Origin of the sequence: Halopenitus sp. H-Gu1 (genome assembly GCF_041821145.1) — an archaeon.
Lineage (GTDB): Archaea > Halobacteriota > Halobacteria > Halobacteriales > Haloferacaceae > Halopenitus.
The window spans coordinates 1-12754 of sequence record NZ_JBGUBC010000019.1 but is presented as its reverse complement, the minus strand read 5'-3'; the positions used below and the strand labels follow the sequence as shown (position 1 = coordinate 12754).

Sequence of the window (12754 nt, the reverse complement as noted above, 5' to 3'; positions counted from 1 at the left end):
AGCCGGGCAATCCTACCACGATTCATGGACGAGTTCGACTTTCTGGTTATCGGGACAGGCTCCGGTCTCGACGTGGCGAACGTTGCGGCGAATCAGGGACAGTCCGTCGCCGTGGTCGAAAAAGGACCGCTCGGCGGCACGTGTCTCAACCGGGGATGTATCCCGTCGAAACTGCTGTTGTATCACGCCGACGTTCTGGAAACGATCGAGCGTGCCGACGAGTTTCACATCGACGCGGAGGTCACTGACGTCTCTTTTGCGGATATCGTTCGGGAAGTCAACGAGGAGGTCGAATCCGATTCGGAGTCGATCCGCCACGGATTACGCTCGTCCTCACGACACGAGCTGTTCGAAGGAGAAGCTCGATTCGTCGACGAGCGGACCGTCGAGATATCCGGCGGCGAAGACGATGGGGCGCGTCTCCGAGCAGAGACGGTTTTGATCGCGGCCGGAACCCGTCCCTCGATTCCCGATATCGACGGGATCGGAGCGGTGGACTACCTGACGAGCACCGAAGCCCTCCAGTTGGAGACGCAACCCGATCACCTCGTCGTTGTCGGCGGTGGATACATCGCGGCCGAGCTCGGCCACTTCTTCGGAACGTTCGGGAGCGACGTGACGATCATCGGCCGCCGACCGCATCTCCTCCCGGAGGCCGACGAGGAGGTCGCCGAGGCGTTCACCGACCGATATGCCGAGCGGTTCACCGTGCACACGGGACATGCAGCCACGGCCGTCTCGCAGGACGATGGCTCCGTAACCGTCGAGGCGCAACAGTACGAATACGGAGCGGACGGCGGTATCGTCGAGGACGAGACGCCCGTCACAGTAACCGGTGATGAGTTGCTCATCGCAGCGGGACGAACCCCAAACACCGATACACTAAATCTCGACGCAACTGGCGTCGAAACGGACGATCACGGATATATCAAGACTGACGAATACCTGCGGACGACGGCCGACGACGTCTGGGCGCTCGGCGACATCGTCGGCGAATATCTACTGAAACACAGCGCCAACCACGAAGCACGAGCCGTGGTACGGAATCTGTTCGGTAGTGACCAACAGCCGGTCGACTACAGTGCAATGCCCTTCGCCGTCTTCGCCTCACCCGAGGTTGCAGGCGTCGGTGCATCCGAATCGGAACTCCGCGACCAGGATCGCGAGTACGCGATGAATACGTACCGCTACGAGGACACCGCCCGCGGAGATGCAATGAAAGCCGAGGGCTTCGTGAAGGTGCTTATCGATCTGGACGGTGAGATTCTCGGCTGTCACATCATTGGACCGGAAGCGTCCTCGTTGATTCAGGAAGTCGTCGTCGCGATGAAATCGGGGACCGGGACCGTAGCGGACATTCGAAACGCCATCCATATCCATCCCGCACTCCCCGAAGTCGTCCAGCGCGCCTTCTCCGGGCATTTCACCCGGGGCGATAGCGGTGATCACCACCATCATCACTGATCGTTTCGCTCTTCGAAGGGTGGTCTCGCGGAGTTCGACTCCGTCCGTCCCGAACGAGGCGATCTCTCGATCGTCGAAAGAGGGATAGGAAATGACACCCTGTTGAAGAGCATGGCCCTCTCCGACGTGTTTCTCACACCGCTGGGGCTTGTCGCCCTGCTCGCGGTTATCCCCGTCATTCTCCTCTATCTCGTCCAACCCGATCCCCGCCGGGTGGAACTGCCGACTCTCAGATTCCTTCTCGATGAAGCCGGCGAAGACGCGTCGAACCCTCTGCTTGAACGGCTCAATCGGAACGTCCTCCTGGTATTGCAACTGCTCGTATTGATCGCTCTTGCCGTGTCACTTGCGGGGCCGTACATGTCCGTCTCGGAGAGTCGGACCGTCGAGGAGACGGTCATCGTCCTCGACGGGAGCGCGAGTATGGGAGTCGAAACCGGCGACGGAACGCGATTTGATGCGGCCGTCGCGGCAGCCAGCGAGTCGACCACCGGAACCAACTCCGTCGTCTTCGCGGGGAGCGAGAGTCGGATCGCACTCCGCACCGGCGGCGCCGACGAAGTGACTACGACGCTCGAAGGTCTTGCGGTCACCGACGCACCGACCGACCTCGGTGCAGCCATCTCACAGGCAGCCTCAATCGCCGGCGAGGACGCTCGTATCGTCGTCTTCAGCGACTTTGCTGACGACACGGGGTGGAGCGACGACGTGCAGTCGGCGCGTGCCCGCGATCTTCGAGTCGACCTCCGGCAGTTCGACGGCGGTGGTGACGATAACGTCGGAATCGTGGATCGCTCCTTTTCGGGACCAAACGTCACGCTTGCTGTGAAGAACTTCGGTGATGAACGGGCGACGCGATCGGTGACGCTCGATGACCGCACCCGATCGATCGCGCTCGATCCCGGCGGTGTCGAACGGGTCGAGTTCACGGTTCCGGCCGGCGGCGGCGACGCACGAGTAACTCCCGGTGACTCATTTCCGACCGACGACACGGCATACGTCGCTGCTCCGTCGGATCCGACCGTGGACGTACTGCTTTTGACTAACGACCAGGATCGGCATCTCACGACCGCGCTCTCCGTGGTGGACGAAGTGCAACTCACGGTTGATTCCCCGCCGACGACCGTCAAGGACGACTACGACGTGATCCTCTACAGCGATCTGGAGTCCGATCGCCTCCTTCGAGGCAACGTCGAAGCCGGTCGGAACCTCCTCAAAGCGGGCGGTGGCGTCGGCATACTGGCGCAGGACGACCCGCCGGACGGCTACGGTGATCTCCTTCTCATCTCGCCCGACGGCGTCGGAACCAATCCGTCGATCGGCCGCGTGGAGAACGACGAACTCACTCGTGGTATCGACTTCCCGCCGCCGGAGGAATACCTCCAAGGGTCGCTCCGCTCGGGAACCGCACTGGTTCGTACCACGGACGGTGCGCCCCTCGTGGCGACCGACCGGCAGGGATCGGGACGGGTACTCTATTACGGGTACGTCGCCACCGCCGACCCCTTCCGGTTCAACTACCAGTATCCCGTCTTCTGGAAGCGAGCGGTCTTCCATCTGGCCGGGCGCGAGTCGCTGGACTCGTTGAACCGCGAAACGGGATCCCGCCTCCAGTTCGCCAACGCGACGGACGTTCGGACGCCCGACGGCACCGTCTCGGCTCGCACCATCCCGCTCGATCGAACCGGCTTCTACGTCGTCGGTGACGACGAACGACGGATCGGCGTCTCGCTGTACAGCAATACCGAGTCCGACGTGGATGCCACGCCGCTCGACGACCGGACCGCGGAGACCGGCATCCGGGCGCGTGAGGAGGATCGGCAGGTTCCGCTCTCGCTGACGCCGCTGGTCGCGCTGGCAGCACTTCTCATCGTCGTCGGTGAAGTGGCGTATCTCCGCCGTCGAGGTGATCTCTAATGTGGGTTCTTCTGTCGGTCCGGACGACGATCGGGGAAACTGTCGTCGGTCTGGAACGACCGATCGTTCTCGTAGCGTTACCGCTTGCCGTTCTCGCCCTCGGCCTGCTGGTCCGTTATCGGGCATCGGGGACGGCTTCCGCTCGGAGCCGACAACTCCTGCTCGCCTCGCGGATCGTCGTCGCGACGCTGGTCGTCGTCGCGGCCGCCGGTCCGTTCACTGTGGTCACGATGGAGACGCAAGGCGATCCGAGTGTGTCGGTACTGGTCGACCGCTCGAACAGCACGGACGTCTCGCCAGCCGTCGCCGATGATCTCGCCGACGACATCGAGGCGGAGGGCGTCCCGACGACCGTCTCCACGATCGCACAGGGAACTGACTCCCGGGTCGGGGACGGCATCGCCGCCAATCTCCGCGAGAACGGCTCCGTCGTCGTCGTTTCCGACGGACAAGTCACCGGTGGGCAAAGCCTCGCCGAAACGGCGGAGTACGCCAGATCTCTCAACGCCACGATCAGCACCGTCTCGCCCCACCCCACCCAAACCGAACGGTACGTCACTCTCGCCGGGCCGAGCAAGGCGAGCACCGGCGTCGAAAGTCAGTTTCTGGTGCAGGTTTCGGGAGTGCAAGCCACCGATCCGGTGGGAGTGACCGTTTCCGTCGACGGCCAACCCGTCGCCAGCGATCGGATCGACGACGGGACCGGGAGCGTCGCCGTCGCCCACACGTTCGAGGATACGGGAAGCCATCGGATCACCGCCGAACTCGACGGCGAGGACACGTTCGAGATCAACGACGTGGCGCGAAAGACCATCCGAGTCGTCGACCGACCCCGAGTGCTGTACGTCTCCCGTGGCGAATACCCCCTCCAGGAGTATCTGGGCCAGCTGTACGACGTGGAGACCGCCGAGTCGGTTCCCGCAGATCTCGATCCGTACTACGCGGTCGTCGTCCAGAACGTCGCTGCCGAGGACCTGGGGAACGTCGATGAACTCCAGCGGTTCGTCATCGATGGTAACGGTCTGCTGATGGTCGGCGGTCCCAACGGTTTCGAGAACGGTAACTACGACAACTCCTCGGTCGCCTCGATGCTCCCGGTTACACTCGGCGAGTCGACGCAGGGGAGCGCGCGGATCGTGCTCCTGATCGACGTCTCCGAGAGCGCCGGCGACGGAATGCGGATCCAGAAGGCCGTGGTGCTGGACGCCCTCTCGCAACTCGGCGACGAGAACACCGTCGGTGTCGTCGGGTTCAACCATGAGGCCTACCGTGTTTCCGATCCCGTTCCGTTGAGTGAGGGTCGCGGGGAAACCGAGGATCGGATCCGCCGCCTGCAGGCCGGCGGCGCGACGGACATCGCGAATGGACTCCGTGGTGCTGAGGAGATGCTCGGGGACCAACGCGGGACGATCATCCTCGTCAGCGACGGTCGCGACACCAAGAGTCGGTCGGCGGTGGTCGCTAACTCCCTCGGTCGGCAAGGTATTCGTGTGATCGCCGTCGCGGCGGGAGAAAACGTCAACGAGGGAGTTCTCAGACGGGTCGCCGACGAATCCGGCGGCAACTACTTCCGCGCCGACGAGACCGACCGACTTCGCCTGCTCTTTGGCGGCGGCAGTCGACAGTTCGAGGGCGATGGCCTCACGGTCGTCGACTCAGGTCACTTCATCACCAACGGAGTGGCCCTCGAATCCGACCCCGGTCAGGTAAACGACGTCTCGATCCGGCCGGGCGCGGACTTCCTCGTCGCCGGGGCGGACGGAACTCCAGCCGTCGCCTCGTGGCGATACGGTCTCGGACGGGTCACAACCATCACGACCTATGGAGAAGACGGCGGGCTCGATGGGCTGCTCGGTCAGCCGGACTCCCTGCTCGTCACCAAGTCAGCCAACTACGCCATCGGCGATCCGGAGCGCAAGGCGACTGGCGTCACCGACGTGTCGGATACGAGGGTCAGCGAACCGACGACGATCATCTACCGCGGATCGTCGCCGCCGAGCGGGACCGATCTCTCCTTTAGCGCCACTGATGAGGGCGTCTACCGGGCCACGGTCACGCCCACGACACCCGGCTTCGAGACGGTCGCCGGCGCGACCTATGCCGCGAATTATCCCGCGGAGTACGCCGGCTTTGGCACGTCGCCAGCGCTCACTGAGGCCGTGCGGACGACGGACGGTCGGCAGTTTGAGGAGGACGAGGCCACCGAGATCGCGACGTTCGCCCGTCAACAGTCGACCCGGGTCCGCGACGTTCGACAGTCGTGGGACTGGGCGCTGTTGACTGCCGCACTCCTCGTCTTTCTCGCAGAGGTGATCGTCCGGCGGCTTCAAGTGTACAAAGGACGTACACAAACGGAGAGCGGTCTCCCATGAGCCTCATCGGCCGGTCCATCAACCTCACCCTCGCCCTCCTGATCTGTCTGTCCATGGCCGGCACCGCCGGCGCAACGTTGTACTATCAGGAGTCAGTCGAGGAACTCGACGCGGAGAACACCCAACTCCGCCAAGAGAACGATCGTCTCCAGGAGGAGTTGCAGACGACGGAACGGGACTTACAGGAGACGCGCCAGCGACTGCAGGAACTCAACGAGAGCCTCAGCACCACCCGAAGCGACGTCAGTCAGGTGTCGGAAGACCTTGAGGAGACGGAAGGACAACTGGACGAGACACAGGCCGAACTCGCGTCGACGGAGGAGGAACTGGAGGCCGCCCAGGAGGAGGTTCGATCCCTGGAGAACCGGGTGAACGCGCTGGAATCCCGGAACGCCGAGCTCCGATCCGAAGTGGGGACCCTCGAATCCGAGAACCGGGAGCTTCGGGACGAGCGGAACGAACTGCAGTCGGACGTCGAGGACCTGAACGAAGAGGTCTCGCAACTCGAGTCCGAGGTCAACGATCTGGAACGGAAAAACGCGAATCTCCGGGAAGAAAACGACCGCCTTCGCAACGACCTCCGCGAGACCGAAAACGACCTTCAATCGGTGTGCTCGCGGTTCGATGACCCACCGCCGGAGTGTAACTAAGCCAATGTGGGAGAACTGACCAATGTTGATGAACCGACTACTGTTGGAGAACTGAACCCATGTCGGAGACGACACCACCCGATGACAACCCCGACCGCGATCCGCCACCGGCTGAGCGCAAGATCCGCCGCGCGCTCGTCGAGATCCGGCGCGAAGGATGGAAGGTGGCCGCCATCTACGCCGTCATCGATGCGAGCCTCGCAACGTTACTCGTGAATCTCGCGGCGACGGTCACGGGCGTCCCCGGTCTCCCCGCGCGACTTCCGATCCCGGAGGCGGTGCTCAACGCGCTTCAAGCGGTGGGACTGCCGCTCGCGGATCCGACGGTAACGACCGGTGCGGTCCTCGGTGTTGCCGTGGGCGGCGTCGTCCTCGTGGTCGAGGTGGCGTGGCGGAGCCACCGCCCGCTCGTCGAGCAGTTCGAAAGCGCCAACCCCGACCTGAACGAGGCGCTCCGGACCGCACGGGACGTCGTGGATCATGGGGGACGGTCCCGAATGGCCCGTCGCCTCTATGAGGACGTTCTGGACGATCTCAAGGACGCATCGAGCGTCGGTCTGCTGGACCTCCGACGGGTGACGGTGACGATCCTCGTCGTCGCGGTTGTCAGCGTCGCGACGATCCAACTCGCCGTCGTCGACGTGTCGTTGACCGGCATGGACGGATCCCAAAACGGCGACACGCAGGGGGGCATCGAATCGGAGTACGGTGGACTCCAGAACGGATCGTCGATCCTGGGCGAGCCGGAGGACGTTCCGGCCGGTGAGCAGGAACTGGATGCGACAATCGACACCAGCGGATCGGGGAGCGAGGCCGGGACTGATGCTGATTCGGCGGCGGCCTACGACAACAGCGGCTTCGACGACTCGACGACGATTGAGACACAGCGTGCGGGCTTTGACGAGCGGGAACGCCTCGAAGACGCGGAACTGATCCGCGAGTACAACCTCCGAATCCGGGAGGAAAGCGAGGAGTCATGAGCGAACAGACATCGGACGTCGACGCGTTGCAGCAACGGCTCGACCGGGTGCGCGAGGAGGTTGGCAAACGCATCATCGGGCAACGTGAGGTGCTCGAACGCCTTCTGGTCTGTATCCTTGCGGACGGCAACGCTCTGCTGGAGAGCAACCCGGGGTTAGGGAAGACCACGATGGTACGCACGGTCGCGGACGTGACCGATCTGGACTTCTCACGGGTACAGAATACGCCGGATCTGATGCCTTCGGATATCACGGGGACGGAGATCATCCGCGAATCGGAGGGCAACCGGGAGTTCGTCTTCGAGAAGGGGCCGATCTTCGCGAACGTCGTTCTGGCCGACGAGATCAATCGTGCGACCCCGAAGACGCAGGCCGCTCTGTTGGAAGCGATGCAGGAAAAACAGGTAACCGCCGCAGGCGAGACCTACGACCTCCCGCGTCCCTTCTTCGTGCTGGCTACTCAGAATCCGATCGATCAGGAGGGGACCTATCCGCTCCCCGAGGCACAGACGGACCGCTTTCTCCTGAAACTCGTTCTCGACTATCCCGCCTACGAGGAGGAACGCGACATCGTGACCCTCTATACCGGAGGCGAAACGGCTCAGGAAGTGGAGAAGGTGCTCACACGGGCGGAACTAACGGAGATACAGTCGCTCGTCCGCGAGATGCCCATCGCCGACGACGTTCGTGACCGGGCGATCCGTCTCGTTCGAGCGACCCGCGAGGCGGAGACCGTCGAGTTCGGTGCGAGTCCTCGGGCAAGCATGGGTCTCGTCCTTACGGCGAAGGCACGCGCATTCCTGCACGGTCGAAACCACGTTTCGTGGGAGGACGTGGAGTCGATGGCCCCACCGGTGCTCCGTCATCGAATTCTGCTCGACTTCCGGGCGGAGCGTGAAGGGGTAACGACCGATGACGTAATCGCCGATCTGCTGACCGAGATATGACCATCGATCCCGACTTCCTCGACGAACTCGATCGGTTCGAGACGCTGGATCAGCGAACTACGTCGACCAAGAAGGGCGAACGGGAGTCGCCAAGCGTCGGCGAGGGATTGACCTTCAGCGATTACCGCCGCTACTCACCGGGCGACGACACCCGCCTCGTCGATTGGCGCCTCTACGCTCGCACGGAGGAGTTCTTTATCAAGCAGTTCGAAGAAGAGCGCAATCTGACGGTCCACGTCCTGTTGGACGCGAGCGCATCAATGGATTTCGGCGAGGGCAACCAGCACAAATTCGAGTTCGGAGCGAAACTCGGCCTCGGCTATGCATACCTCACCGCCGAGGAACACGACGACTTCCGGTTTTCCCTGTTTACCGAGCGTGCAGAACGCATCGACACCGGAAAATCGACTCGCGGGGAGGTGTTGGCGCTGATCGATCGACTCAACGGGACGACCCCAACTGGCGGAACGGACTTCCAGACAGCATTCGAGGCGTACGCGGCGTCGATCCGATCACGGTCCCTCGTGGTCGTCGTAACCGACTGCATCGGCGATATCGACGGATTGGAGACGGGCGTGGCGTCGCTGGCTCGCAACGAGGTGGTTCTCATACAGGTGCTTTCCCCGACTGAACTCGATCCGGAGGTCGGCGGGGACACCATCTTCGAGGACATCGAGACGGATTTAACTCGACGAACGTACTTCGGCGGACGGCTCGCCAAGCAGTATCGCAGCCGCGTCGACGAGTTCGTCGACGACGTGGCCACCCGAGCGCAGGATCTGCGGGTGACACACGCGCTCGTGGCAACCGATGAGGACTTCTTCGACGCCTTTTCGACGGTGTGGATCGGGTGAACGAAAGCCGCCGGCGGTAATTGGAATGTGGGAACTGGGGATATGATTTATTACATCACCAGGGGAATACATAGCCATGACGATACTTGCAGCAATCGGTGGCGAACACGAACGAGATGAGGTTGTAGAGGTCGGACACGAACTCGCGGAGGCATACGACGAGGAGCTCGTTGCCCTCCACGTGATGGAACAGGATCAGTTCGAGGAACTTCGTGAGAGTTCCGACGTCACGACACCGGTCGTGGTTCCAGGCGGGAGCCAAGAGGCCGGGTTCAGATACGCGATGTCCGAAGAGAGCCTCTCGGACTACGACCTCGAAGATGCAACTGATGACGCGGCAGGCGTCGCTGAGAGATGCGTCGAACGAACGCTATCCGAGGAGCAACGTGCCGACATCGCCGTTAAAGGAAGGGTCGGCGATCCGGAAACCGAGATCATCGAGGAAGCGGATCGAATCGACGCTCGATATATCGTCGTCGGCGGGCGAAAGCGGAGCCCCATCGGGAAGGCCATATTTGGAAGCATCTCACAGTCCATTATGATCAACTCGGACCGACCAGTTGTAGCACTAACCCGAAACGAGTGAGGGAGTGGTAACGGCCGTTTTCCTCGCCTTCCCGATCGTAGCCGGGGGGAGAACAACATCGTTATACCCATCCGAATAGTATATATGCAAATGGTTTCCTCCAAAACCCTCTCTGAGCGGCAGCCGTCCCAGAAGGCGACGCTGTACTGTACCAATTGCAATCACGCGAGTCGTATTAACGGGAACTGGATCATCGAAGTGCGTACCGACTCTCTCGACTACGAGTGTCCCGAGTGTGGAACGACGATCGATTCCCGTCGTAATCGAGCGGATTTGACTACCCAGAGCGGAGGTGTGCTTCAGTTTACTAACGCGGATTGAAACATCGTGGAGCATGCGATCCGATCGATCGAAGAGACGGAAGTCAGCCTGCGCTGGCCACGTAAACGTGCCACAGCGGCTTCGATAGCGATGCGGACGCGCCGAACCGATGCCGGGATTTGTAACCAGCTGTTCTTGAGGACGGATTCCGACTCCGACGGTACTCGCTTTCGTGATCTGAACTGACTGTCGATCACTACCCGAAACCGATCGAAACTGACCGTCGATCGCCCCGAGGCGGACGGAAGAGCGTCTCCCCGGTTACGTGGGGGTTAGGGAGTGCTTTTGCCCGTCTACGACCAATACTGGGGTATGCCGCGACTCGTGACACGTCGGAGCGTCCTTGCCGGTGTCGGAGTCGCAACCCTCTCCGGATGCGTCGGCGGGAGACGAACCGACGGCGCCAAGGATACGTCGACGACCGAATCAACCGAGGAAGATGGCGAATCGACCGAAGAAAACGGCAAATCGACCGACCGATCGGATACGAGCGGGACAGGACCACCATCAACGGATGAACGACTCCCGCTTCCGATGGAGCCGTCTTCGTTGCGGGACAACGCGGTTTCCGGTGGTCCACCGAAAGACGGCATTCCGTCGATCGATGACCCGACATTTATCTCCGCAGACGAGGCTTCGAGTGGACTGGATCCGGGTGATCCGGTATTCGGACTTGCAACGGAACACGAGGCGAAGGCGTACCCGCAGTCAATTCTCGTCTTACACGAGATCTGTAACGACGTCGTCGATGACACTCCGGTTAGCGTCACCTATTGTCCGTTGACCGGTACCGCCATGGGATTCAAACGCGGTGACACGACGTTTGGCGTGTCCGGACGGCTCGTGAACAACAACCTGATCATGTACGACAGGGCTACCGAAACCTGGTGGCCGCAAGTACTCGCAACCGCGATTCCCGGCCCGTGGAACGAGGAGCCGCCGAATCACTCGCTGCAGGAGTTTCGAGTCATTTGGACGACGTGGAACCGTTGGTCGAGTACACATCCCGATACCCAGGTTCTCTCCCGAGAGACCGGCCACGCGAGGAACTACGATCGAGACCCGTACGGGTCGTACACCCCGCGAGAGGGATACTATTCGCCGGGATCGTCTCCCATGTTTTCGGCGTTCTCCGAGGACGACCGCCTCCAGCCCAAGACGGTCGTTATCGGGACGCGAACTACGGATGGGGCGGCCGCCTTCGAGAAGAACACGCTCAGGAACGCACAACTCATCGAAGGCAGCCTCGGCGGGACATCCGTGGTGGCAACCTACGAACCGGATCTCGACACGGGCTACGTGTACCGGAACCCGGACGACAAGCCGTTCGAGTATCGGGACGGGCAGATCGTAGATCGTACGGGAGACACGTACGCACCGGAGGCGCTCCCCTTGGAACGGACGCTCGCCTTCGACGCGATGTGGTTCGCCTGGAGCGGTTTTTATCCTGACACCACCCTCTATGCCTGAGACCAGCCACACCAACGCGATCGCAAACGAAATGGGCGTCCTGAGTCGGACTGCGGCGGCTCTCGAGATCGCAGCAAAACGCTGGGATTCACGGATCGTGTTCCTCGGTGTCGGAGTCAGCTATCTCGTAGTGTATCTCGTCACGGTGGGTGATCTCTCCGTGGCTAGCGGCGAGCCGGGGGGACTCACAGTTCGAACCGTCGACGATTTCTCCCGAGCGTTCGCCAACGTCGGGTTCTTTCGGTTCGACGCTATCGCGGTCGTCTCCATCGGATCGATTACGTATCTGGTGTCACCGCTCAATATGCTGGTCGCCATGATCCTTGCCGGTCTCGTTGGGGCGAACTTCGCACTCACCTATCTCGGCGTGGTTCAGCCCCGGGCCTGTGGATTGGAGACCTCGACCGGCGTCCTCGCCGGCATCCCGGCATTGTTGTCCGGCGCTGCGTGCTGTGGACCGACGATACTTCTCGTAATCGGCATCCAAGCCAGTGCGACGATCAGCACCGGCTTCCGATTTTTGGTCCCGTTTGCGATCGTGATGCTCGTCGGCGGTCTGTTACTGATCGGTCGACAGGTCGAACCTTCACAATTATAAAAACTATATCATGAATGTTCCCATAGCGTAGGAAATACGGGAGCATTCATTTGGTTTCGAGTCGAAACCACGTTTGCAATATGACAAAACCAACGACCCCATTAAACGAACTTATACAGACGTTCGATCGCATGCAGGAGGAGTTCGAAGCGATGGCCCGCCACTGGAACGGCGACGTGTTCGGGATCGAACCGTCGGCGGCGTCGTCCGTCACGATCGACCTCGAAGACAAGGACGAGGAGCTCGTATTGACTGCCGAGCTGCCCGGATTTGATGAGGATGACATCGACATTCGGGTGACCGATCGGACGCTCCGGATCGAAGCCGAGCACGAGGAAAAAGAGGAAGAAGAAGAAGAAGAGGAGGGTAAGTATATTCGACGGGAGCGCCGCCATGCATCCGCGGTTCGTTCCATCCCACTTCCGGAGGCCGTCGAGGCGGACGAGATCTCGGCCACCTACAACAACGGTATCCTGACGATCCGGATGCCCAAGAGTGAGCCGGTAGCGCAGGGCACCCAAATCGAGATCGAGTGACGGGTAACCATTCCGTCGACCACCACGGATGGATGGTGACAGCTGTCTCGTGACGAATC

The 12754-nt window shown here is 61.7% G+C and carries 11 protein-coding genes; all 11 read left to right on the top strand.

Going from position 1 to position 12754, the window contains the following annotated elements; genetic code table 11:
• The first annotated feature begins 24 nt into the window (after window positions 1-24).
• A complete protein-coding gene (locus ACERIT_RS12720; RefSeq protein ID WP_373675239.1) occupies window positions 25-1464 on the top strand; it encodes a dihydrolipoyl dehydrogenase in 1440 nt (479 codons plus the stop codon).
• Window positions 1465-1575: 111 nt separating this feature from the next.
• On the top strand, window positions 1576-3381 hold the full coding sequence (locus ACERIT_RS12715; protein ID WP_373675238.1) for a BatA domain-containing protein: 1806 nt from the start codon (window positions 1576-1578) through the stop codon (window positions 3379-3381).
• Entirely contained in the window at window positions 3381-5753 is a 2373-nt protein-coding gene (locus ACERIT_RS12710; RefSeq protein WP_373675237.1) for a VWA domain-containing protein, read from the top strand. The genes ACERIT_RS12715 and ACERIT_RS12710 overlap by 1 nt, the downstream gene beginning before the upstream one ends.
• A complete protein-coding gene (locus ACERIT_RS12705; protein ID WP_373675236.1) occupies window positions 5750-6403 on the top strand; it encodes a chromosome partitioning protein in 654 nt (217 codons plus the stop codon). Before ACERIT_RS12710 ends, ACERIT_RS12705 begins: the two co-directional genes overlap by 4 nt.
• Window positions 6404-6462: 59 nt before the next feature.
• Window positions 6463-7383, top strand: coding sequence for a hypothetical protein (locus ACERIT_RS12700; protein WP_373675235.1), 921 nt, complete (start codon window positions 6463-6465; stop codon window positions 7381-7383).
• Window positions 7380-8330, top strand: coding sequence for an AAA family ATPase (locus ACERIT_RS12695; RefSeq protein ID WP_373675234.1), 951 nt, complete (start codon window positions 7380-7382; stop codon window positions 8328-8330). Before ACERIT_RS12700 ends, ACERIT_RS12695 begins: the two co-directional genes overlap by 4 nt.
• Window positions 8327-9184: a DUF58 domain-containing protein gene (locus ACERIT_RS12690; protein ID WP_373675233.1), complete on the top strand. Its 858-nt coding sequence runs from the start codon at window positions 8327-8329 to the stop codon at window positions 9182-9184. The genes ACERIT_RS12695 and ACERIT_RS12690 overlap by 4 nt, the downstream gene beginning before the upstream one ends.
• A 76-nt stretch (window positions 9185-9260) precedes the next feature.
• Entirely contained in the window at window positions 9261-9770 is a 510-nt protein-coding gene (locus ACERIT_RS12685) for a universal stress protein (protein ID WP_373675232.1), read from the top strand.
• Window positions 9771-10403: 633 nt separating this feature from the next.
• Window positions 10404-11561, top strand: a complete 1158-nt coding sequence (locus ACERIT_RS12680) for a DUF3179 domain-containing protein (protein ID WP_373675231.1) — start codon at window positions 10404-10406, stop codon at window positions 11559-11561.
• The gene (locus ACERIT_RS12675) at window positions 11554-12159 is read left to right on the top strand and encodes a hypothetical protein (RefSeq protein WP_373675230.1); all 606 of its coding nucleotides are present in this window, start codon (window positions 11554-11556) and stop codon (window positions 12157-12159) included. Before ACERIT_RS12680 ends, ACERIT_RS12675 begins: the two co-directional genes overlap by 8 nt.
• Before the next feature lie 131 nt (window positions 12160-12290).
• Window positions 12291-12695 (top strand): Hsp20/alpha crystallin family protein, encoded by a 405-nt coding sequence (locus ACERIT_RS12670; RefSeq protein ID WP_373675229.1) that lies wholly within the window; start codon window positions 12291-12293, stop codon window positions 12693-12695.
• Window positions 12696-12754 lie beyond the last annotated feature (59 nt).